Consider the following 22,130-nt stretch of genomic DNA (forward strand, 5'->3'; position numbering starts at 1 on the left):
TTGTAAAACTACTTTTCATCCAAGTCTTTTAATTCCTTAGCAATCATTAGCCATTGATAAGCTGCATAAATCCATGCCAAGGCCCAAATACCGTAACCTATACCGGCAAATAGATGGTTTTTGATAAGGGATACCACTGTTAAAAAGAGCAACAAGGGAACTAAAATAAGACTAATGGCTAAAATTAAGTGATTTATTTTTTGAATTTGCTTTTTCATTACTTCACATTATCAATATAAAAGCTAGTATGCTCGTTGAGACTGCGTTTGTACTCTTCCTCGTAATCGTAGAGTGGGGTTGGGAATTCGCCGTCGAAGTAAGACACGCAGAGGCCGCCTTTTGGGGCATCGGTGTCAATGCCGATGGCCTCAATCAGGCTCTCCACAGAGAGATAGGTCAGGCTATCTGCTCCAATAATCTCGCAGACCTCATCCACCGTGTGGTTGGCTGAAATCAGCTCACGGCGGGTCTGGATGTCAATCCCGTAGAAACATGGGTACTTGAGTTCTGGGCTACCGATGGCCACGTGAACTTCTGCCGCTCCTGCTTCCTTGAGCAACTGGACAATGCGGCGGCTGGTTGTTCCACGGACAATGGAGTCGTCAATCATGACCACCCGCTTGCCCTTAACCACGCTGGACACGGCAGAGAGTTTCATGCGAACCCCCTGCTCACGCAGTTCCTGGGTTGGCTGGATAAAGGTCCGTTGCACGTATTGGTTTTTGATCAGACCCATCTCATTTGGCAAACCAGATTCTTCTGCGAAGCCCATGGCTAAGGACAGAGAGGAGTTTGGTACACCGACCACGATATCGGCTTCTTGCTTGAACTCCTGAGCCAAGCGACGGCCCATTTCTTTTCGGGCTAGATGGACATTAACCCCATGAATGACCGAGTCAGGACGGGCAAAGTAAACGTACTCCATGGAGCAGATAGCCAACTGGGTGTCAGTCGTGTAGTGGTCGATGTGCATGCCAGCATCGTCAAAAACAATCACTTCCCCTGGTTGCATGTCCCGCACCCACTCGGCACCAATGACTTCAAAGGCACAGGTTTCAGACGACACCACCCAGGCACCGTTCTTCATCTGACCGATAGACAGCGGACGAAAACCGTTGGGATCAAGAGCCGCCACCAGCTTATCTTCCAAAAGAAGAACGTAGGCAAAGCCACCCTTGACAATGTTGAGGGATTCCTTAATCTTGTCCATCAGGTCCTCCGCCTTGCTGCGGCGGATCAGGTGCATGAGGATTTCCGTGTCAGAGGAGCTGGAGAAAATGGCTCCTTGGGCCTCCAATTCTTTTTTCAGAGACACGGCATTGGTCAGGTTACCGTTGTGGGCCAGACCCGCCTTCATGTCTGAAAAGCGGTAGTGGAAGGGCTGGACATTGTTGATGGAGGCTGAACCCGAAGTCGGGTAACGCAAATGACCGATGGCCGCTTGCCCCTCTAATTTTTCCAGGTTTTTAGGGTCTTTAAAGACATCTGCCAAGAGACCCAGGCCGTGGTGGCGTTTGAATTTGCCTTGGTCGTTGGCCAAGATACCGGCCCCTTCTTGGCCTCGGTGCTGGAGGCTGTGTAGGCCAAAGTAGGTGATTTGGGCGGCCTGGGGATGACCCCAGATGCCAAAGACCCCGCATTCTTCGTTAAGAGATTTGACGTCGTAAATCATGATTTCAATTCCTTTTTCTCGCTATCGCTCGCTGTTCTGCTGCTTATTTCCCTGTAAAATACTTCACGGCACTTTCAAAGAGTTTCTGGTCCTTGTTGCCTGGCACGTTCTGGAAGAGGCCATTTTCAGTCCGCTCAGAGTGGGCCATCTTACCGATGATTTGGCCGTTTTCACTGACGATGCCCTCAATGGCATAGAAGGAACCGTTTGGATTGTAGCGGCTGTCCATGCTTGGCTTACCGTCAAAGTCCACGTACTGGCTCCAGATTTGGCCCTTGTCACGCAGACGGGCAAATTCTTCAGCCGTCACCACAAACTTGCCTTCTCCATGAGAAACTGGCACCGTGTGGATGTCGCCAACAGCCACGCCTGCCAACCACGGTGAGTTGACATTGGCGATGCGGGTTTCAACCATCTTGGCCACGTGTTGGTTGGCATCGTTATAGAAGAGGGTTGGGCTGGTCGCTGTCGCATCCTCAAAGTTGCCGTAAGGCAGGAGACCTGATTTGACCAAGGCCTGGAAGCCATTACAGATACCGATGATGAGGCCACCACGAACCACAAAGGCATCGATGGCTGCCCGCACCCGCTCATTGAGCAAGATATTGACGATGAACTTGGCCGAACCGTCTGGCTCGTCCGCCGCCGAGAAGCCACCCGCAAAGAAGATGACGTTGGCCCGCTCGATGGTCGCCACCATCTCAGCGATGGACTGGCCGATAACCTCCTGATTGAGGGTTCTAAAGGGCACCAGCACCACTTCCGCACCCGCCTGCTCGAAGGCCTTGGCCGAGTCGTACTCAGAGTTGGTGCCTGGGAAGACTGGGATGTAAACCAGTGGCTTGTCCACGCTCTCCTTGGCTTTTTGGGCAAATGGCAGAGCGACTGACGGCACCTCCTCCAGAACATCAGCTTGCGTAAAGGTGGTCGGGTAGAGGTCTTCTAAGGTTCTCTCAAAGGCAGCCAAGAGCTTGTCACCAGCTAAAACCTGGCCATTAACCGTCAGGGCAAAGTCAGCCACCGTGCGACCGATTGGCTCCAAACCAGGGATTTCTGTCGCAGAAGTGAAGACAAAGCCACCCAACTGACCAGCCAAACTGGTTTCCAGAGTTGCCAAGCTCACCTCAGCACCAATCCGGTTACCAAAGCTCATCAGGACCAGGCTTTCCAGAAGACCACCGTATTTCACCGCAGAGATAGCAGTTAGGTTGTACTTGGCCTGCAAGTCAGACAGGGTTTCAAGATTAGCCTTAACCGTTGCAAAATCAATGTCAGCCGTCAAACCAGCCCCTGGCAAGTAATAAACATAATCACCAGCAGCCTTAAATTCAGGCGAGTAAATCGACTCCACATGACCAGTAGCCACACCAAAGGCTACCAAGGTTGGCGGCACCGTCAGTTCTTCAAAGGTACCCGACATGGAGTCCTTACCACCGATAGAAGGTAGCCCCAGCTGAATCTGAGCTTCGATAGACCCAAGCAGAGCCGATACAGGCTGACCAAAACGCTCTGCCTGCTTGTCCATACGCTGGAAGTATTCTTGATAGGAGAAACGAGCTTTCTGCCAGTTGACACCCGTCGCCGCCAAACGAGCCGTCGCTTCAATGACCGCGTAGGCTGCCCCGTGGTAAGGTGACCAGGCCGCCAGATAAGGGTTATAGCCTTGGGCTATGGCGGAAACCGTTGTGGTCACCCCATGCTGAACAGGGAGTTTTTGCACCGAACTTTCCGTTGGTGTGAGTTGGTAGCGACCGCCCAGCGGGTGGTTAACCGTTGAACGACCAACTGAGGAGTCAAAAATAGTTTGCAAGCCCTTCTGGCTGGTGTGGTTGAGGTCAGCAAGAACAGCCGTCAGATCCGCCTCAAGGCTATCAAGGCTAGTCGTCACTTGGTAGGGTTGCTCGGTCTGACTGTCCACCACCTTGGCAGTCACCTGAACACGGACACCGTTGGTGTCAAGAAAGGCCCGCTCCAGGTCCACGATGGTCTGACCCTTCCAAGTCATGACCAGACGAGGCTCCTCGGTCACGGTCGCCACTTGAACCGCATGAATGTTCTCACCTGCCGCCGCTGCGATAAAGGTCTCTACATCCTGGGCAGCCACCACAACAGCCATCCGCTCCTGCGATTCTGAAATGGCAATCTCAGTACCGTTAAGACCAGCATACTTGAGCGGCACCTTGTCCAAGTCGATAAAGAGGCCGTCTGCCAGTTCACCGATGGCCACGCAGACACCACCTGCACCAAAGTCGTTGGATTTCTTAATCAATTGGGTTACGGCCGGGTTTCTAAAGAGGCGTTGGATTTTGCGTTCTTCGATGGCATTCCCCTTTTGCACCTCTGCTCCTGCTGTTTCTAGGGATTCGGCCGTTTGCACTTTAGAGGAACCTGTTGCCCCACCGATACCGTCACGGCCAGTTTTTCCGCCGAGAAGGATAATGGCATCCCCAGCCTCAGGCTTGAGTCGGCGGACATTGTCCTTAGGCGCCGCACCGACCACTGCACCCAGCTCCATCCGCTTGGCCATAAAGCCAGGGTGGAAATACTCGCGAACGTAGGTGGTCGCCAGACCAATCTGGTTGCCGTAAGAGGAATAGCCGTGAGCAGCGGTCTTAGAAATCACCTGCTGCGGCAACTTGCCAGGACGGGTATCCGCCACCGACTGGGTCACATCGCCAGCCCCTGAAATCCGCATGGCCTGATAGACGTAAGAACGGCCGGACAAGGGGTCACGAATGGCCCCACCGATACAGGTCGCCGCCCCACCAAAGGGCTCGATTTCTGTTGGGTGGTTGTGGGTTTCGTTCTTGAACATGAGGAGCCAGGGCTCCTTGACGCCATCCACCTCAACCTCGATTTCCACCGAGCAGGCGTTGATTTCGTCCGAGACCTCCAGGTCGTCCAAACGCCCATTGGCCCGCTCGTAACGGCCAAAGATGGTCGCCATGTCCATGAGGGTGATGGGCTTGTCAGAACGGCCCAACTCCTCCCGCATGGCCAGGTACTTGTCATAGGTCTCTTGAAGGTTTTGGGCAAAAGCTGACGCTGAAAAGTCGATGTTGGTCAGCTCGGTTTCAAAGGTGGTGTGACGGCAGTGGTCAGACCAGTAGGTGTCCAGAACCTTGAGTTCCGTTTCCGTTGGCACACGGCCGATGGACTTGAAATAATCCTGAATAAAGAGCAAATCATCCACTTCCATGGCCAGGCCTTGGTCACGCTTGTAGGCCACAAATTGGTCACGGTCATGGGTCGCAAATTCTTCCAAGCTAGGAATGAGCTGGCTGGAGCTGGCAAAACCATCCAGAACCAAGTCAGCCTCCAAATCCTTGAAGCGGGAATCAACAGGGTTGAGCAGGTAGGTCTTGATGGCCGCCAGTTCAGCCTGGTCAATGTCCTTGTTGAGTAAGTAGAGGTGGGCAGCCTTAACCACCACCTCATCAGAAGCACCCAAGAGGAAGAGGGCTTCCTCGGCCGAAGCTGCCCGCTGGTCGAATTGACCTGGCAGGGCTTCGATGGCAAAGCTGGTCCAATCAGCCAAGGCAGCTGCCTCTTCTTCTCCTGTCCAGATGCTGTCGGTCACCTGCTCTGAGAAGATGTGCTTTTTAGCCTTGTCCAAGAGGGCTTCGTCCAGACCAAAAACATCATAGACCTGAACCAAACGCAGGGCTGACAAACTGGTCAGCTGCAACTTGTCCTGCAAGTCCTTGAGCAGGGCCTGAGCCTTGATGCCAAAAGCCGCCTGTTTCTCAACAAAAATCCGTTCTGCCATTAGTTTTTAACTCCTTTTAATTTGTCTAACACTTCTTCATAAACAGCGGTCAGGGAACCCAGGTTCCGCCTAAAGACATCCTTGTCCATGTGTCGGCCGTCTGCATCCCAGAGACGACAGGTATCAGGGGAGACCTCATCAGCTAGAACCAGCTGGCCATCAACCGTCCGACCAAACTCCAACTTGAAGTCAATCAGGGTCAGGCCAATCTGAGCAAACAAGTCTGTCAGTACGCGGTTAATCTCCAAGGTCTTGGTCCGCAGCTCTGCCATTTCCTCAGGGGTAGATAGGCCCAAGAAAAGCACATGGTCATCGTTGATAAAGGGGTCGTCCAGCTCATCTCGCTTGTAGTAGAACTCCAAGATGGGTTGGGGGAGCTTGCCGCCCTCGTCCAGACCGAACCGCTTGGCAAAGGAGCCAGCGGCATAGTTTCTCAGAACCACTTCCAGAGGGATAATGGTCACCTGCCGATTGAGTTGCTCGGTTTCTGACAAGAGTTTGACAAAGTGGGTATCAAGACCAGCCTGGTTAAGGTGCTCAAAAATCAAGCCTGAAATCAGGTTGTTGAGTCGTCCCTTGCCTGCCAGTTCTTCCTTCCTGGCCCCATTGAGCATGGTCACCTGGTCCTTGTAGTGGGCAACAATCAGGCCCTGGTCCTCTGTTGCATACAGGTCCTTGGCCTTTCCTGAATAAAGAAGTTGTCGTTTCACCATTTTATTCGCCTTTCTTGCGTTTAATGTTATTTTATCATAGCCTCATCAGTTTTTCAAATAGAAAAACGAATTATTTTCAGAATTCCATTGTTTTTGGTCAGATATAGTGGGTTTACAACTAAAAACAGCGGTGGGCATAAGCCTAAAATACTACGGCAACAAACTATTCAGACAAAACTTGACTAATCATAATATTTTCAAGACCTTACTCAGCTATGATAACAAAAGAAAAGGACAATCAATTTTGATTAACGGTAAGCCAAAAAAATAAGATGAGCAATTGCTCATCTTATTTGGATTTGATGTAGTTAACTCCTCCTGCTTTTGGTCCAACAGCCTTACCAAAGAAGGCAGCCAGAACCACGACGGTCAGGAGATAAGGGAAGATTTGCAGGTAAACGTTTGGGACCTTGGCCAAAAGAGGCACCTGGCCACCGATAACCGCCAAACTCTGCGATAGCCCGAAGAAAAGGCTGGACAGCATGGCACCAATCGGGTTCCAACGGCCAAAAATCATGGCTGCCAAGGCGATGAAGCCTGGACCCAAAATGGTGGTCACGGCAAAGTTAACCGATACCGATTGTGCATAAAGCGCTCCGCCCATTCCCCCAAGAAAACCTGAAATCAAGATGCCGTAATATTTCATGAGGTAAACGTTGATACCAAGGGTATCGGCCGCCTGCGGGTGCTCGCCGACCGAGCGAAGACGCAGGCCAAAGCGGGTCTTGTAAAGGACGTACCAGGCCATAAATGAGAAACCAATAGCCAAGTAACCAGCCAGGCTGGTGTTTTTGAAGAAAATATCACCCAAAACTGGAATATCCGCCAAAATCGGGAAGTTGAACTTACCAAAAGCGTGCTGGATATTATCCGTTTGCCCCTTGCCATAGAAGACTTTTACCAGGAAAATAGCTAGCGCTGGGGCAAGCAGGTTGAGGACTGTTCCAGAAACCACGTGATCCGCACGAAGATTGACCGTGGCTACCGCGTGGATAACGGAGAAGGCCAGACCAGCCAGACCAGCCACCAAGAGGGTCACCCAAGGGGTTGCCTTGCCCAGACTGTCCGCCATTTCAAGGTTGAAGACGATGCCAGAGAATGCCCCGATAACCATGATGCCTTCCAAACCAACGTTGACCACGCCAGACCGCTCTGAGAAAACCCCACCAATAGAAGTCAAAATCAGGGGAGCGGCATAAACCAACATGGACGGGATTAAAATCGCGAGTACATTCATCTTATTTCCCTCCTTTTGCTGCTTTTTTCGGCTTGATGTGGCGTTCAATCAAGTAGTGGACACCCACGAAGAAGATGATTGAGGCCGTTACAATCTTCACCACTTCTGGTGGAATACCCGCCACGTTCATCCCTGGGGATCCAACGCTCAAGGTTCCAAAGAGGAAGGCTGCAAAGACGATACCCACAGGGTTATTGGTCGCCAAGAGGCTCACCGCCATACCATCAAAACCGATGGCCAGAGAGCTGGATTGGACAAAGACGTTTTCAAAGGTACCAATCCCCTCAACAACACCAGCCAGACCAGCCAGGGCACCTGAGATAATCATGGACAGGATAATGGTTCGTTTTGAGGACATGCCTGCGTATTCACTGGCATGGGGGTTAAGACCAACCGAACGAATTTCAAAACCGAGGGTGGTTTTGTTGAGCAGGTACCAGATGACCGCTACGGCAATCAGAGCCAGGAAAATGCCCAAGTTGGCCCGAGAGTTGTTGGTCAACTCGGATAACCAAGCCAAACGGTAGCTGGCTTGTTCTGAAACAGGAAGGCTTGAGTCGATGGATTTCTTGATGGATTCATCCATGACATTCTGGATGATGTGGTTACCAGAGTAGAGGATGATGTAGTTCATCATGATGGTCACAATCACCTCGCTGGTTCCCAGATAGGCACGGAGAATGCCTGGAATAGCGCCAGCAATTCCCCCAGCCAACATGCCAATAAGGACCGTGCAGAGCAAGAGGAGTGGGCGAGCCATCTCAGGGTTTTCCAGGGCGAACCAGCCCGCAGCAATCCAGCCGATGAAGGCTTGACCGGCCAAACCGATGTTGAAGAAGCCAGCTCGGCTGGCCACCGTGAAGCCCAGACCAACCAAAATCAGCGGTCCCATAGCCCGAACGATTTCACCGATGTTTTTCAGGCTACCAAAGGCGGTCAAAAAGAGCCCCTCGTAACCCCAAATCGGGTCGTAGCCAAAAATTAACATGGCTACTGCCCCCAGCAGGAGACCCAAGATAACGGAAATCAAGGGCACTGCAATCTGTTGTGTTTTCTTAGACATGACTTACCTCCTTGTCAATCGATCCACCTGCCATCAGGATACCCAACTCTTGTTTGTTGGTTTCTTCTGGCAACACAATGCCTTGAATGTGGCCGTCATGAATAACGGCGATGCGGTCGGACAGGTTAAGGATTTCGTCCAGCTCAAAGCTGACAACCAGAACAGCCTTGCCCTTGTCCCGCTCTTCAATCAAGCGTTTATGGATGTATTCAATGGCACCAACGTCCAACCCACGGGTTGGCTGGCTGACAATGAGGAGGTCAGGATTGCGGTCAACCTCACGGGCAATGATGGCCTTTTGTTGGTTACCGCCTGAGAAGCCCTTAGCTGGTACCAATTCGTTGGCACCGCGAACGTCAAACTCCTCCATGAGCTGACGGGCATAGGCGTTAATCTTAGGATAGTTAAGAACCCCGTTCTTACTGAGCGGTTCCTTATAATAGGTCTGCAAAGCGATGTTTTCAGCCAGGGTCATCTGAAGGACCAGGCCATCACGGTGGCGGTCTTCTGGCACGTGACCCACGCTCAGTTCCGTGATTTGACGGGAACTAGACTTGGTCACGTCTTGGCCCTTGATGGTAATGCTACCGGATTTGACCTTGCGTAGTCCAGTAATGGCCTGGATTAATTCGCTCTGGCCGTTGCCGTCAATACCTGCGATACCGACAATCTCACCGGCCCGAACATCCAATGACAGGTTTTTAACCGCAGGAACACCACGGTTCTCGTTGACAACCAAGTCCTTGATGGAAAGAACCACTTCTTTTGGTTCAGAGGCTTTCTTTTCTGTCTTGAAAGACACCGAACGGCCCACCATCATTTCTGCCAAATCCTGAGCGGTTGCACCAGCAACATCAACGGTCTGGATAGACTTACCACGACGGATAACCGTTACTCGGTCAGCCACCGCACGGATTTCATCCAGCTTGTGGGTGATGAGGATGATGGATTTGCCTTCCTTAACCAAGTTTTTCAGGATGGTCATGAGTTCCTGGATTTCAGAAGGGGTCAAAACGGCTGTCGGTTCATCAAAAATGAGAATATCTGCCCCACGGTAGAGGGTTTTGAGGATTTCAACCCGCTGTTGGGCTCCGACAGAAATGTCAGCCACTTTAGCCTCTGGTTCTACAGCCAAACCGTATTTTTCAGACAAGTCCTTGATGTTTTGACTAGCCGTTTTGAGGTCCAAAACGCCGTTCTTGACAGTCTCATTGCCCAAAATGATATTTTCAGCAACGGTAAAAGCCTCAACCAACATAAAGTGTTGGTGAACCATGCCGATGCCCAGCTGAGATGACTTGGATGGGGAATCGATACTGACCGTTTGACCATTGATGGCAATTTCACCACTGGTCGGCTGCAAAAGGCCAGCCAGCATGTTCATCAGGGTTGATTTTCCCGCACCATTTTCACCCAAGAGGGCATGAATTTCACCCTGCTTGACCGTGAGGTTGATGCGGTCGTTGGCCACGAAATCACCGAATTTCTTGGTAATCTCGCGCATGTCGATGACAGGTTGTGTCATAAAACTATCCTTTCGGTATCTCTTTATAGTTCAGCAAAACCTGCCAGCCTAAGTTGGGAATGGCAAGTTTTACTGAAGCATAAATGCTTCAGCTCGGTAAAAGGCGACCGACAGCGTCGGTTCGCCCCTACCAGTCATGCAAATTAGTTTTCTGGAACAGTTACAGTACCGTCGACAATCGCTTTTTTAGCGTCTTCGATCGCTTTCTTAGCTTCATCGTCCAAGCCAGTTGTTGCCAATTCAACACCGCCGTCTTTCAAACCGTAAACCGTTACGGAACCGCCAGGGAAGTTGCCGTCTTGGGTTTGTTTAGCAATCAATTGAACAGCTTTACCAACTTCTTTGATGGTTGACGCCAGAACGAAGTTAGACTCTTTACCGTCTTTAGACGTGTATTTACCTTCTTCAGCCTGGTCACGGTCAACACCGATAACCCAAACTTTTTCAGCTTCTGGTTTTGTTTCGTTGAGGGCTTTAGCTTCTGAGAAGACACCCGCACCAGTACCACCTGCTGCTTGGAAGATGACGTCTGCACCAGCACCGTATTGAGCGGCAGCAATGGTTTTACCTTTAGCAGCGTCACCAAATGAGCCTGCGTACTGAACGTCAACTTGGATAGATGGGTCAACGGATTTGACACCAGCGACAAAACCTTTTTCAAAACGTGAGATAACCACACCTTCAATACCGCCGACGAAACCAACCTTTTTGGTCTTAGTGGCTTTAGCCGCAGCGATACCAGCTAGGTAAGATGCTTCATGGTCAGCAAAGGTGACGCTAGCCACGTTGTCAAGACCTTCAACAACACTGTCAACCAGGATGAAGTTAGTTTCAGCATTGTTCTTAGCTGATGTTTCAACCGCATCGGTCAAGAGGAAACCAATACCACCAATCAGGTTGTAGCCGTTTGATACAGCGGTGTCAAAGTTAGTAACGTACTCAGATTCGCTGTTTGACTGGAAGTAGTCAAAACCATTTCCTTTTGACAAACCGTTTTCTGCACCCCATGCTTGGAGACCTTCCCAAGCTGATTGGTTAAATGATTTGTCGTCAACACCACCAGTGTCTGTTACGATAGCAACTTTAAGGTCCGTTTTTGCTTCAGTTGAAGCCGCTTCTTTAGAAGCACCGCGGTTACCGCAAGCTGCAAGTCCAAGAACAGCAACTGCTGTCAAACCAACACCGATATATTTCTTGTTCATTGAAATGAACCCTCCTAATTTTTTTTGCAGCCTGGGGCTGCGTGTGATAGTGGTTGCCTACAAACTAAGTTAAGTCTGTAAACGAGTATGGAAGTAATTCCCCGACCGTCATCTCGACCGTCTGGCCGTTTTTAGCGACCAATGTAACTTTGGAATCCGATTTGAAAAATTCGACCATGACCTGACGACAAGCGCCGCAAGGAGAGACTGGTTCTTCGGTCTGGCCATAAACAGCCAATTCAACCAAGTCACGATGCCCTTCGGAAACAGCCTTGAAAATGGCTGTTCGTTCACCGCAGTTGGTCAGGCCAAAACTGGCGTTCTCAACGTTACAACCCGTGTAGATGGTACCGTCTGCCGTTTTGAGGGCGGCACCGATAGGGAAGTTTGAATAAGGCACATAGGCCTGTTTGCTGGCAGCCATGGCCAGGTCAACCAGATTAGTAGCCGCCATTGACTGTTTCTCCTTCAACGATGGCAACGCCTGATGAGGTCCCGATGCGAGTCGCACCAGCCTCAACAAAGGCCTGGGCATCTGCCAGGCTACGGGCACCGCCTGCCGCCTTGACCCCGATGTCTGGACCAACGGTCTGACGCATGAGAGCCACATCGGCAATGGTCGCCCCACCCGTTGAGAAGCCTGTTGAGGTTTTAACAAAGTCGGCACCAGCTCGCACGCTGGCCTCACAAGCCTTGACCTTTTCCTCGTCGGTCAAGAGACAGGCTTCGATGATGACCTTAACCAGTTTGTCCCCGCTGGCTTCAACGACGGCACGAATGTCATCTTCAACCAGTTGCCAGTTGCCGTCTTTGGCAGCACCGATGTTGATGACCATGTCAATCTCATCTGCACCTTGAGCAATGGCTTCCTTGGTTTCAAAGGCCTTGACACTACTCAGCGTGGCTCCCAGAGGGAAGCCGACAACGGTACAAACCTTGACTGAGGAGCTCTGCAATTTTTCCGAACAATAGGCCACCCAGGTCGGGTTGACACAAACGCTAGCGAAAGCGTATCGCTTAGCTTCCTCAAGAATCTGGTCAATCTGCTCCTGACGGCTGTCTGCCTTGAGCAGGGTATGGTCAATGTATGTGTTAATGGTCACGAGTCTTTCCCTCCTAACGAATGATGGTGATAATCTCTTTAGGGGTGATTTCCTCACCTCCTATTGTAACATGTTTTTGGAAATTTGTAAGCTTTTCAGCCTCAATTTTTTCATTCGAGTAGATTTTGGCAATGAGGTTGCCGTTGGTAACCCTTTCACCAACTTTTTTATCGAACACTATTCCTGTTTCAAAATCTAAACTATCGGTTTTGACAGCACGGCCTGCTCCTAGCTTCATGGCATAGAGACCAAATTCTAGGGCTGGGAGGGCGGTGATAAAGCCGTCTTTTTCAGCACGAACCTCGGTCACGTAGCTGGCAGAACTTGGTCGGAAGAGGTCGTCCAGGTCACCGCCTTGAGCAACCACCATCTCCTTGAATTTGTCCAAGGCCTGGCCGCCAGTCAGGTGACTTCTGATGTCTTCAAGCGACTTGGTCACGCCAGCCAAATCCAGCATGAGCTGGGCCAGTTCACAGATAAAATGGGTGATGTCTTCTCTACCCTGGCCTTGCATGATTTCCAGAGCTTCCAAAACCTCCAAACGGTTACCAATCGCCCGGCCCAGAGGCTGGCTCATATCGGTAATCACAGCGATGGTCTGACGGCCAACGGCCTTGCCAAGAGACACCATGGTCTTAGCCAGTTGTTCCGCATCCTCGATGGTCTTCATGAAGGCCCCATCACCAACGGTCACGTCCAGCAAAATGGCATCGGCACCCGCAGCAATTTTCTTACTCATGACCGAGCTGGCAATCAGAGGAATAATGTCAACAGTAGCCGTCACATCCCGCAGGGCATAGAGCAGCTTATCCGCCCGAACTAGCTGGTCGGATTGGCCAATGACTGCAATGTTGGTCTCCTGAACCTGCTTGATAAAGGCTTCCTCAGTTTGTTCAATCTGGAAGCCCTTGATGGCCTCCAACTTGTCCAAAGTACCGCCGGTGTGGCCCAGGCCACGACCACTCATTTTGGCCACAGGCACGCCAAAGCTGGCCACCAGTGGGGCCAAAATCAGGGTCACCTTGTCCCCAACCCCACCCGTCGAGTGCTTGTCGGTCTTGATACCAGGGATGGCTGACAGGTCAAACTGCTGACCAGTCCCCACCATGGCCATGGTCAAGTCGCTGATTTCCCGAGTAGTCATGCCCTGGAAATAGATGGCCATGGCTAATGCCGACATCTGATAATCAGGCACCTGCCCCTTGGCATAGCCCTCAATCAGCCAGTAAATCTCCTCAGTGGACAGCTCCAGGCCGTCCCGCTTTTTCTGAATTAAATCAACTGTTCTCATGGTAGCTCCTTAAAATATAGTAGCCCTTGTCCTTTTTCAAGACCTCACAATTACCAAAAACGGCTTCCATCTTGGCCTTGGCACTCGGGGCCCCCTGCTTCTTCTGGATAACGATGGTCAGATGCCCACCCGCCACCAGATAGCGAGGACTTTCTTCTATAATAGCATGCACCACCTGCTTGCCTGCCCGAATGGGCGGGTTGCTGATAATGGCATCAAAACTCCCCGTCACCGCCTCATAGAGGTCTGACTGGAGGATAGTGGCTGCCAGCCCATTTTGGTCGGCGTTTTTTCGAGCAAGCTCAATGGCTCTGCTATTCACATCGACCATGGTGGGAACCACGCCTTGTGCTTTTGCCAAAGCGAGGCCCAGAGGACCGTAACCACAGCCCACATCGAGGAGCTTGGTCCCTGCTGGCAAATCCGTCAGAGCAGACAGGAGGACCTGACTACCATAATCAATCATTTTCTTGGAAAAAACCCCAGCATCTGTCAAAAAAGTCATGGACTGACCCAGTAAAGTCACCTGTAAACGGTGAATATCGTGGGCAGCATCAGGATTTTTAGCGTAATACATTTGTGTCATTTTCTATCACCTTCTTTCAGGTCACTTTTTATTCTAACACATTTTGAAACTGTTTTCAACGTTTTTCCTAAATATATTTGTGGAAACGTGGTATAATGAAACTATGTCTCAAGAATTTATTAATTTCAACCAGATTAGCCGAGCGGATTGGCAGGACCTCCACAAGACCAGCCAAGTGCCTTTGACGGCAGATGAACTCAACGCTATCAAGAGTTTCAATGACAAGATTGACATCCAGGACGTGATTGACATCTACCTGCCCATCATCAACCTGATTAAGATTTACAAGAACAACCAGGAAAACCTGGCCTTTGCCAAGAGCATTTTTTTGCAAGATAATTTTGGTCAACGTCCCTTTATCATCGGGGTTTCTGGTAGCGTGGCCGTCGGCAAGTCCACCACCAGTCGCCTCTTGCAGCTCCTGCTCTCACGCACCTTTGAGGGTAGCCGAGTCGAGCTGGTCACAACCGACGGCTTCCTCTACCCCAATGCCCACCTGATTGCCCACAATATTCTCCATAAAAAGGGCTTCCCTGAAAGCTATGATATGGAGTTGCTCTTGGACTTCCTAGACAAGATGAAAAATGGTCAAGAGGCGACAATTCCTGTTTACTCACATGATAGTTATGACATCGTACCTGACCAGAAACAGACCATCTCAGCTCCTGATTTTTTGATTGTGGAGGGGATTAACGTCTTTCAGAACCTGCAAAACAATCGGCTGTATATGAACGATTACTATGATTTTTCCATTTACATGGATGCTGATAGCCAGGACATTGAAAGCTGGTATCTGGAGCGGTTCGAGAAACACTTGGAACGGGCCAAGGAAGATCCGACCAGCTACTACCACAAGTTCACCAGCTGGGACCTGACAGAAGCTCGGCTATTTGCCCAAAACATCTGGAAAACGGTCAACCTCATCAATCTGGAAAACTACATCGAGCCGACCCGCAATCGGGCAGAGCTCATCCTCCACAAGGATAAAAACCACCAAATTGATAAAATTTTTCTGAAAAAGTAATTTTTGCTTGTCAAACGAGGAAAATTGCTATATAATGGGATAGTTAAGATAAATGGAGGTGAAAACATTGGCAAACATCAAATCAGCTATCAAACGTGCTGAGCTTAACGTGAAACAAAACGCTAAAAACTCGTCACAAAAATCTGCGATGCGTACTGCTATCAAAGCTTTTGAAGCAAACCCATCTGAAGAGCTTTTCCGTGCTGCTTCTTCTAGCATCGATAAAGCTGAGTCAAAAGGCTTGATTCACAAGAACAAAGCAAGCCGCGACAAGGCACGCCTTGCTGCTAAATTGGCTTAATAAAAAAGAACCGTCACGGTTCTTTTTTATTTTTTCAGATGAAAGAGATTGTAATCAGCTGACTATGCGGGTTGTAAGTGTAGCGATAACCGCCATAAGTCGCCTCCCCCTGAAAATGCTGGTGGATGAATGAGTTTTCTGAAGCTAACTCAGCCACTAATCGCTCGTAGTCTTCTCGCTGTTCAAATTGAAAATCAACGGTTTGCTGGCCATGATGAAAGCCCTGGTCCAGGTGGCTCGTGAGTTCTTCGAGATGAAAACGCCTAAAATAACTTCCTCTTTGCTGATAGTAGCCTAGGGCCTCATGCCCCAAATCGGGGTAGGTCAGAAGCTGATGGTCTTCTTGATGGAATCTTTCCCAAGCCGTATGCGTTGCTTCGAATAAAGGTTTAGGCATCAGGAAATAACTGTAATCAATGCTGGTGCGTACTTGCTGACTAACTTCAGACTCAAAAACAGGGTCGCCCCAGGTGGTATCAACGGGGTAATACTGGCCATCTAGTTGAACCAGATTCCAAGCATGGGGCAGGTCATAGGCAACGATATCGCCTGCCACATAGATACAGGGAATGCCAGCTTTTTGGCAGAGAAATTGAAAGGCACGACTATAACCCGCACAGACCGATTGTTTATCGAGAAAGACGCTGCGAATGCTCTGGTCCTGCCAGCCCAGATCAAGATCTGTCAAAGCTTCGGTATGATAATCGGTCTCCCTGATAAGGTATTCGTAGATGTACTTGACCTTATCATGGTCAGTACCATCAGGTAATTGAGAAACAATTTGATCCCCAATCTCTTGTAATTGCTGGTAGGTATGGCGAGCGTCTGGAGGATAGCGATAGTCTGAAAAAACAATACTACCGCTCTCTTCTGACAGCCAATAAAACTCTGGAAAGTCATGAGTAACAGCCAAATAGACCCGAGATAATTGAGAGGCATCCAAACTCTTCAGAGAAATTTGCTCATTAAACTGCCTCAGAGCATGAACCAAACGCAGATAGTCCTCCTGCTCTGTCGAACTAAGCTGATTAAAATAAAAGCCTTGCTCTGCCTGTGGGCGTTCCGCCTCAAGAATAGCCTGGTCCGCTAATCTCTCTTGCAAAATAAGCTGGGCCAAACGCTCCTGCTTCAGCTGGTCTTGAATGATGGGATAGGTCGCAAGCGTCAGCAACCCTAGAACTGATAGCCCGACCAAAGTAGCTTTTTTCATCCTGTCCTCCTTGCTCCTATTATAACATGTGGTGGTTTATCAGACAAACAGTAAAGGCATAGCAGCTCTCTGCTATGCCTTTCTTGCAAAAGCTTAACCCTGTGTTTTGGGCAATTTGACCTCAAACACTGTTCCCTTGGGTTGATTATCACTAATGGTAATCTGACCACCGAGACTGGTCGCAATCTGTTGGGCTAGAGAGAGGCCAAGTCCGAAACCACCCTTGTGACGGGTTCTAGCCTTGTCCACCCGATAAAAACGGTCAAACACCCGTAATTTTTCTTGGTCAGTAATCCCTAAACCGTTATCGCTCACTTTAATGAGAAGCTGTTTCTCCAAACACGTTAGGCTGATGGCGATTTCCCCATCGTCTTCTGTGTACTTGATGGCATTGTCAAAGAGGATGGTGAGCAGTTGTTTCAGCAAGGTTTTATCTGATAAGAGGGGGGCAGTCAAGCCCTCAGCCCTGCCTTGAAAGGCCTTGCCATGTTCCTCAGCTATGAGGCTGTAATTGGCAAAAAGGTCTTCAAAGAAAGAAGGTTCAATGGTCACCAAATCTGGGGTCAGACCATCATCTCGCCTTGCTAGGTTGAGGAGGTTAGTCGTTAGAAGCCTCATGTTCCGTACCTCATCCAAACTAGCTGCGATGCTCTCGCTATTGGCCAAGATGGTTTCATCAGGCTTGCGAAAAAGGCCCTCTAGGCGGTTCTGCAAAACCGCAAGCGGGGTCCGTAGCTCGTGGCTGGCGTTCTCGACAAAGGTCTTTTGCCGCTCATAACTCTCCAAAATCGGGCGTCGCGTCCACTCAGCCAGATAGGTGCTGGCAAAAAGGGAAATGACCCAGAAAAACACCATAATGCTAACGATAATCTTGACCGAACGGGAATTACTAGCCTCCAGCTGGTCGGTGTTTATCAGTATGGTCGCAAAAGCCACCTCAGGGTGATTTAGGTTGCTAATCTGGATGGTCAAGGTCCGATAAAGTTCCGTTTTGCCCCAGTAGTTCTTGAGAGGTACTTGGATAATCTTATCCAAATTGCCCGTGTTAAGCTCCAGTTCTTCAAACTGACCATAAACATCTAGGAGATTGAGAACTTCCCCATCTGCATTGTAGAGAACAATGTCAGTATTGGTCACCAATTCATTATCAGGACGATGCTTGGGACGACCATAAAAGGCTTCTAACACATCAAACTGAGTCGCTTCAACCCGAGCCATTTGGAAATTGACATAATGGTTGATGTTATCCCTAGCTGACCGCAGGTTTTTATCAACCGTCCGATATATCCCCACATTCATAACCTGGAGAATAATGACCGTCATGACAAAGAAAATCAAGGTGAAGACCGAGAAAAAGAGCTTAAAATTTGACCGCTTGTCCGAACTTAAACGTGGTTTCAGTTTACTTACCATGTTTCAAAATGTACCCCACACTTCTCAGGGTTTGCAGGTTACGGCCAAAGTCACTATCCTTGAGTTTCTTACGAATCTTGGACACATAAACCTCAACCACCGACACCGTCGTGTCGCTATCAAAGCCCCAAATCCGGTCAAAAATCTGGGTCTTAGGCAAAATCACGTTCTGGTTTTGCAGGAAATAAACCAGCAAATCAAATTCCTTACCAAGAAGCTCCACCTCAACCCCATCAACCGTTGTTGTATTGGTTGTCGTGTCCACCTCCACATTACCAAAAGTCAGGTTGTTGTTGGTCAGCTTGCCCGTCCGCTTGAGCAGGGCCTGAATCCGCATCTTGAGCTCTTCCAGGTAGAAAGGCTTGGTCAGGTAGTCGTCTGCCCCCAGCTCAAAGCCCCGACCCTTGTCATCCAGGTCTTCCTTGGCGGTCATAATCAGCACAGGGGTCGTGTTGCCCTTAGCTCGCAACTCCTTGAGCAGGTCAAACCCATTCTTCTCAGGAATCATGACATCCAAAAGAATCAAGTCATAGACCCCGCTCTCGGCTTCGTAGAGCCCCTCTTCCCCATCAAAAACCTGCATGACATCAACAAAATCATCCAGAAAATCAAAAATCGAATTGGACAGGTTCAAATCGTCCTCAACTAACAACACTTTAATCATAGTATCCTCCTTATTAGTGGTTCAGCTAAGGTTTAGAGCGAGGCAGTTGACTGAAGACAGTACTTAGGGTACGGCAAGGCCAACTAACGCCGCTATAACCGATAAAATGAACCAGTATAGCCTATTATAGCACGCTTGCTGTCTAGGGTAAACCCAGTAGCTGAGCTTGGAGATAGTATAGCCCAGGAAACTTAAAAGGGGCTGAAAGAGGCGTATCAGGCTAGATTAAAATTCAGTCAAATCCTCTGCCTCAACCACCGTCACATGGCCCATTTTGCGGTTGTGTTTGGCTTCTGCCTTGCCGTAGAGGTGGAGGTGGGCTTGGGGGTTGGCTTTGCAGAAGGCTTGAGCCTGCTCCATGTGTTGGCCCAGAACATTGAGCATGACGGCTGGTGCGTGGAGGGTGATTGCTGGGAGAGGTTGCCCCAGTACACCTAGAATATGGGTATCAAACTGGGAGAAATTGCAGGCTTCAATCGAATAATGGCCTGAGTTGTGCGGGCGTGGGGCAATCTCGTTGACCATGATGTCGTCAGCAGTCGCAAACATCTCCACGCAAAGGGTACCTGAGAGCTGGAGCTGTTTGGCAATCTTGATCGCCATGCTCTTAGCTTTTTCAGCCAAGGCTTCCGAAATCCGAGCTGGCACCACCGTCTTAGACAGGATATTGTTGCGGTGACTATTTTCCTGAACGGGAAAGACAACCACATCAGAACCGTTACCTGATACGATGACCGAGATTTCCAGGTCGAAGTTGACAAATTCTTCCAAAACACAGTCAGCTGAGTCCGCTAATTGTCTCGCGTCAGCCAAGTTTTCCTCGCCTTTAATGACCACCTGACCGTGGCCGTCATAGCCGCCAGTTGCTGTTTTTAGAACGTATTTTTTAGACAAATCAAGGTCATCCAAGTCGCGGCTAGAGGTCACCACCCGATAAGGGGCAACCGTCACGCCGGCCTGCTGGCTCAAAAAGGCCTTCTCGGCGATGCGGTTCTGGGAAATCCGCAGCAGGTCGGTCCCCTGAGGGAGCTGGCCGTCCGCCACCACTGCATCCAGGGCGTTCGCATTGACATTTTCAAACTCGTAGGTCAGGACGTCGCACCGTTCCGCCAGCTGACGCAGGGCGTCCACGTCGTGGTAGTCAGCCACAATCATCTCCGCCACCCGACTGGCAGGGCAATCCGCCTGAGGGTCCAGAGCAATGACCTTATGCCCCCCATAAATGGCGGAAATGGCCATCATCTGGCCCAGCTGCCCGCCTCCGATAATCCCGATTGTCTTAGAGTAACTCATCGCTCGACGCCTCCGCGATTTTCCCTTGTTCCATAGCAAAGCTGGCCAGTTTGTCCGCAATACCGCTATCCTGGATAGACAAGATACGCAGGGCCATGAGGGCCGCATTGGTCGCTCCCGCTTCTCCAATGGCCATGGTGGCCACCGGCACACCGCCTGGCATCTGAACGATGGAGTATAGCGAATCCACTCCCGACAGGGCCCGTGACTGAACAGGCACACCGATAACTGGCAGGGTCGTCTTGGCAGCAACCATACCAGGCAGGTGGGCTGCCCCACCTGCTCCAGCGATGATAACTTCGATGCCACGGCCACGGGCTTCTTCCGCATGTTTGAACATGAGGTCAGGCGTGCGGTGGGCAGAGACCACCTTCTTCTCGTAGGTCACACCGAACTTATCCAGAACCTCAGCCGCCTTTTTCATGGTGGCCCAGTCGGACTTAGAGCCCATAATGATTGAAATTTTTGTCATGATTTCTCCTTTTTCTGCTTCTTTTCTTAAGTGCTGGCGGACGTCAGCGACTGCCTTTGGCATTCCATGACTAAGTTCTGAGCTTACCGTCTCAAAACTTCCGCATAGCCTCATCAGCTCCTGATGAGGCTATTTTCAGCACGGCGAAAAGAATCCTAACATGATTCGCTTCGCTCGCCATTGTTACTTAAGGGCCTTGCTTCCAATATCGTTTCGGTAAAATAGTCCGTCGGTCTTCTGGTGTTTCAGTTCATCGTAAATCATCTTCTGTCCTGTCAGAACGTCTTCAGCTGTGGTGACCAGCATGTAAACTCGACCACCGTTAGAGAGCAGGGCTCTGCTATTGTCCACAAAACGAGCACCAGCATAATAGGTGATGAGGTCTCCATCGGTCTTGGCAGGGAGCTCGACGCCTTTTTCGTAGTCCAGAGGGTAACCGTCGGAAGCAACCACCACGCCCAGGGTCACGCCACTGTCTAGCCAGCTGATGTCTGGAGTTCTCTCGTCCAAAATGTCGGTGATGTTTTGAGCGAAGTTAGAGGTCAAACGAGGCAAGATAATCTGGGTCTCAGGGTCTCCAAAGCGGGCGTTGAACTCGATAACCTTGGGGCCGTCCGCCGTCAGCATGAGGCCGCAGTAAAGCACGCCCAGATAAGGTCGGCCTTCGGCAATCATGCCAGACAGCAGGGGCTTGACAATAGTCTCCACCGACTGGTCGATGACCAACTGAGGCAGGTGGGGAACTGGTGCATAGGCCCCCATTCCACCCGTGTTAGGCCCCTTGTCGCCGTCGTAGGCCCGCTTGTGGTCTTGGGCAGTCGGCATGAGGGAGAACTTGTCCCCGTTGACAAAGGCAAAGAGGGAGAACTCCTCGCCAAAGAGACACTCCTCTATGACTACGCGAGCCTTGGTGTGGCCAAACTTGTTGTCCACCAGCATCTCATGGGTGGCTTCAACCGCTTCTTCAACCGTTTCCGCAACGACAACACCTTTGCCCAAAGCAAGACCGTCAGCCTTAATCACGATTGGAGCCCCGTGCTCTTCGATGTAGGCCTTGGCCTCTTCAAAATCGGTAAAGGTGGCGTACTTGGCAGTCGGAATGCCGTACTTGACCATGATGGACTTGGCGAAGTCCTTGGACCACTCCAGCTCCGCAGCGGCCTTGGTCGGGCCAAAGGCCAAAAGACCAGCCGCATTGAAATCATCGACCAGACCAGCCGCCAGGGCATCGTCTGGGCCGACAAAGGTCCAAGCGATGTCATTGTCCTTGGCAAAGGCAATCAGCCTGTCATGCTCAGAAATACTAATATCAACCAGATCCAAGCCGTCCAAAGTCATGCCATCATTGCCTGGTGCGACAAAAACTTGCTCCACACCAGCCGACTCCAGCAATTTTTTCCCAATGGCATGCTCACGACCACCAGAACCGATAACCAACAGTTTCATAAGAACTCCTTTGACGTATTTTGTAAAACCATTATAACAAAAACGGTCGGTTTTTTCCACAGAAAACTAACTCAAAATAAAAAACAACCAAATGATATTCGGTTGTTTTAGTATTGAAGGGGAATAGGAACTATAATCAATAAAAC

General features: G+C 50.2%; 20 protein-coding genes. 2 read left to right on the forward strand and 18 right to left on the reverse strand.

The window, feature by feature from the left end; genetic code table 11:
• Nucleotides 1-8 precede the first annotated feature (8 nt).
• The 12 genes from AC3ARB_RS05155 to AC3ARB_RS05210 all read right to left on the reverse strand — a co-directional run bounded on the left by AC3ARB_RS05155 (nucleotide 9) and on the right by AC3ARB_RS05210 (nucleotide 14,161).
• The gene (locus tag AC3ARB_RS05155) at nucleotides 9-218 is read right to left on the reverse strand and encodes a hypothetical protein (RefSeq protein ID WP_488321482.1); all 210 of its coding nucleotides are present in this window, start codon (nucleotides 216-218) and stop codon (nucleotides 9-11) included.
• Entirely contained in the window at nucleotides 218-1,672 is a 1,455-nt protein-coding gene (gene purF / locus AC3ARB_RS05160) for an amidophosphoribosyltransferase (RefSeq protein ID WP_488321483.1), read from the reverse strand. The genes AC3ARB_RS05155 and purF overlap by 1 nt, the downstream gene beginning before the upstream one ends.
• 43 nt (nucleotides 1,673-1,715) lie before the next feature.
• The gene (locus AC3ARB_RS05165; RefSeq protein ID WP_488321484.1) at nucleotides 1,716-5,441 is read right to left on the reverse strand and encodes a phosphoribosylformylglycinamidine synthase; all 3,726 of its coding nucleotides are present in this window, start codon (nucleotides 5,439-5,441) and stop codon (nucleotides 1,716-1,718) included.
• Nucleotides 5,441-6,151 carry a phosphoribosylaminoimidazolesuccinocarboxamide synthase gene (purC, locus tag AC3ARB_RS05170; protein WP_488321535.1) on the reverse strand — a complete coding sequence of 237 codons (711 nt, stop codon included), beginning with the start codon at nucleotides 6,149-6,151 and terminating at the stop codon, nucleotides 5,441-5,443. Before purC ends, AC3ARB_RS05165 begins: the two co-directional genes overlap by 1 nt.
• Before the next feature lie 292 nt (nucleotides 6,152-6,443).
• A complete protein-coding gene (locus tag AC3ARB_RS05175) occupies nucleotides 6,444-7,391 on the reverse strand; it encodes an ABC transporter permease (RefSeq protein WP_488321485.1) in 948 nt (315 codons plus the stop codon).
• Between the two features lies 1 nt (nucleotide 7,392).
• Entirely contained in the window at nucleotides 7,393-8,454 is a 1,062-nt protein-coding gene (locus tag AC3ARB_RS05180) for an ABC transporter permease (protein WP_488321486.1), read from the reverse strand.
• Entirely contained in the window at nucleotides 8,447-9,979 is a 1,533-nt protein-coding gene (locus AC3ARB_RS05185) for an ABC transporter ATP-binding protein (protein WP_488321487.1), read from the reverse strand. Before AC3ARB_RS05185 ends, AC3ARB_RS05180 begins: the two co-directional genes overlap by 8 nt.
• Before the next feature lie 143 nt (nucleotides 9,980-10,122).
• Nucleotides 10,123-11,181, reverse strand: coding sequence for a BMP family lipoprotein (locus AC3ARB_RS05190; RefSeq protein WP_488321488.1), 1,059 nt, complete (start codon nucleotides 11,179-11,181; stop codon nucleotides 10,123-10,125).
• Between the two features lie 64 nt (nucleotides 11,182-11,245).
• The gene (locus AC3ARB_RS05195; RefSeq protein ID WP_488321489.1) at nucleotides 11,246-11,635 is read right to left on the reverse strand and encodes a cytidine deaminase; all 390 of its coding nucleotides are present in this window, start codon (nucleotides 11,633-11,635) and stop codon (nucleotides 11,246-11,248) included.
• The gene (deoC, locus tag AC3ARB_RS05200; protein ID WP_488321490.1) at nucleotides 11,622-12,284 is read right to left on the reverse strand and encodes a deoxyribose-phosphate aldolase; all 663 of its coding nucleotides are present in this window, start codon (nucleotides 12,282-12,284) and stop codon (nucleotides 11,622-11,624) included. The genes AC3ARB_RS05195 and deoC overlap by 14 nt, the downstream gene beginning before the upstream one ends.
• Nucleotides 12,285-12,297: 13 nt before the next feature.
• Nucleotides 12,298-13,575, reverse strand: a complete 1,278-nt coding sequence (locus tag AC3ARB_RS05205) for a pyrimidine-nucleoside phosphorylase (protein WP_488321491.1) — start codon at nucleotides 13,573-13,575, stop codon at nucleotides 12,298-12,300.
• A complete protein-coding gene (locus AC3ARB_RS05210) occupies nucleotides 13,562-14,161 on the reverse strand; it encodes a class I SAM-dependent methyltransferase (protein WP_488321492.1) in 600 nt (199 codons plus the stop codon). The genes AC3ARB_RS05205 and AC3ARB_RS05210 overlap by 14 nt, the downstream gene beginning before the upstream one ends.
• Before the next feature lie 103 nt (nucleotides 14,162-14,264).
• Between AC3ARB_RS05210 and coaA the strand changes: the two genes are divergently transcribed.
• Both coaA and rpsT read left to right on the forward strand, forming a co-directional pair.
• Complete coding sequence (gene coaA, locus AC3ARB_RS05215; protein WP_488321493.1) at nucleotides 14,265-15,185, forward strand: type I pantothenate kinase; 921 nt, start codon at nucleotides 14,265-14,267, stop codon at nucleotides 15,183-15,185.
• Nucleotides 15,186-15,237: 52 nt separating this feature from the next.
• The gene (gene rpsT, locus AC3ARB_RS05220) at nucleotides 15,238-15,486 is read left to right on the forward strand and encodes a 30S ribosomal protein S20 (protein WP_488321494.1); all 249 of its coding nucleotides are present in this window, start codon (nucleotides 15,238-15,240) and stop codon (nucleotides 15,484-15,486) included.
• A gap of 34 nt (nucleotides 15,487-15,520) precedes the next feature.
• Here rpsT and AC3ARB_RS05225 read toward each other — a convergent pair whose 3' ends face one another.
• The 6 genes from AC3ARB_RS05225 to purD all read right to left on the reverse strand — a co-directional run bounded on the left by AC3ARB_RS05225 (nucleotide 15,521) and on the right by purD (nucleotide 21,984).
• A complete protein-coding gene (locus AC3ARB_RS05225) occupies nucleotides 15,521-16,696 on the reverse strand; it encodes a transglutaminase domain-containing protein (RefSeq protein WP_488321495.1) in 1,176 nt (391 codons plus the stop codon).
• Between the two features lie 93 nt (nucleotides 16,697-16,789).
• Nucleotides 16,790-18,109, reverse strand: a complete 1,320-nt coding sequence (locus AC3ARB_RS05230; RefSeq protein ID WP_488321496.1) for a sensor histidine kinase — start codon at nucleotides 18,107-18,109, stop codon at nucleotides 16,790-16,792.
• The gene (locus tag AC3ARB_RS05235) at nucleotides 18,099-18,773 is read right to left on the reverse strand and encodes a response regulator transcription factor (RefSeq protein ID WP_488321497.1); all 675 of its coding nucleotides are present in this window, start codon (nucleotides 18,771-18,773) and stop codon (nucleotides 18,099-18,101) included. Before AC3ARB_RS05235 ends, AC3ARB_RS05230 begins: the two co-directional genes overlap by 11 nt.
• Before the next feature lie 225 nt (nucleotides 18,774-18,998).
• The gene (gene purK, locus AC3ARB_RS05240; RefSeq protein WP_488321498.1) at nucleotides 18,999-20,066 is read right to left on the reverse strand and encodes a 5-(carboxyamino)imidazole ribonucleotide synthase; all 1,068 of its coding nucleotides are present in this window, start codon (nucleotides 20,064-20,066) and stop codon (nucleotides 18,999-19,001) included.
• Nucleotides 20,053-20,538 (reverse strand): 5-(carboxyamino)imidazole ribonucleotide mutase, encoded by a 486-nt coding sequence (gene purE / locus AC3ARB_RS05245; protein ID WP_488321499.1) that lies wholly within the window; start codon nucleotides 20,536-20,538, stop codon nucleotides 20,053-20,055. The genes purK and purE overlap by 14 nt, the downstream gene beginning before the upstream one ends.
• 183 nt (nucleotides 20,539-20,721) lie before the next feature.
• On the reverse strand, nucleotides 20,722-21,984 hold the full coding sequence (purD, locus tag AC3ARB_RS05250; RefSeq protein ID WP_488321500.1) for a phosphoribosylamine--glycine ligase: 1,263 nt from the start codon (nucleotides 21,982-21,984) through the stop codon (nucleotides 20,722-20,724).
• Between the last annotated feature and the right edge of the window lie 146 nt (nucleotides 21,985-22,130).

This window comes from Streptococcus sp. ZY171113 (assembly GCF_057748235.1).

Coding starts and splice junctions, on each gene's coding strand:
- AC3ARB_RS05155 (WP_488321482.1), bottom strand. CDS start 218: ATGAAAAAGCAAATTCAAAAAATAAATCACTTAATTTTAGCCATTAGT.
- purF (WP_488321483.1), bottom strand. CDS start 1,672: ATGATTTACGACGTCAAATCTCTTAACGAAGAATGCGGGGTCTTTGGC.
- AC3ARB_RS05165 (WP_488321484.1), bottom strand. CDS start 5,441: ATGGCAGAACGGATTTTTGTTGAGAAACAGGCGGCTTTTGGCATCAAG.
- AC3ARB_RS05175 (WP_488321485.1), bottom strand. CDS start 7,391: ATGAATGTACTCGCGATTTTAATCCCGTCCATGTTGGTTTATGCCGCT.
- AC3ARB_RS05180 (WP_488321486.1), bottom strand. CDS start 8,454: ATGTCTAAGAAAACACAACAGATTGCAGTGCCCTTGATTTCCGTTATC.
- AC3ARB_RS05185 (WP_488321487.1), bottom strand. CDS start 9,979: ATGACACAACCTGTCATCGACATGCGCGAGATTACCAAGAAATTCGGT.
- AC3ARB_RS05190 (WP_488321488.1), bottom strand. CDS start 11,181: ATGAACAAGAAATATATCGGTGTTGGTTTGACAGCAGTTGCTGTTCTT.
- AC3ARB_RS05195 (WP_488321489.1), bottom strand. CDS start 11,635: ATGGCGGCTACTAATCTGGTTGACCTGGCCATGGCTGCCAGCAAACAG.
- AC3ARB_RS05205 (WP_488321491.1), bottom strand. CDS start 13,575: ATGAGAACAGTTGATTTAATTCAGAAAAAGCGGGACGGCCTGGAGCTG.
- AC3ARB_RS05210 (WP_488321492.1), bottom strand. CDS start 14,161: ATGACACAAATGTATTACGCTAAAAATCCTGATGCTGCCCACGATATT.
- coaA (WP_488321493.1), top strand. CDS start 14,265: ATGTCTCAAGAATTTATTAATTTCAACCAGATTAGCCGAGCGGATTGG.
- rpsT (WP_488321494.1), top strand. CDS start 15,238: ATGGAGGTGAAAACATTGGCAAACATCAAATCAGCTATCAAACGTGCT.
- AC3ARB_RS05225 (WP_488321495.1), bottom strand. CDS start 16,696: ATGAAAAAAGCTACTTTGGTCGGGCTATCAGTTCTAGGGTTGCTGACG.
- AC3ARB_RS05230 (WP_488321496.1), bottom strand. CDS start 18,109: ATGGTAAGTAAACTGAAACCACGTTTAAGTTCGGACAAGCGGTCAAAT.
- AC3ARB_RS05235 (WP_488321497.1), bottom strand. CDS start 18,773: ATGATTAAAGTGTTGTTAGTTGAGGACGATTTGAACCTGTCCAATTCG.
- purK (WP_488321498.1), bottom strand. CDS start 20,066: ATGAGTTACTCTAAGACAATCGGGATTATCGGAGGCGGGCAGCTGGGC.
- purE (WP_488321499.1), bottom strand. CDS start 20,538: ATGACAAAAATTTCAATCATTATGGGCTCTAAGTCCGACTGGGCCACC.
- purD (WP_488321500.1), bottom strand. CDS start 21,984: ATGAAACTGTTGGTTATCGGTTCTGGTGGTCGTGAGCATGCCATTGGG.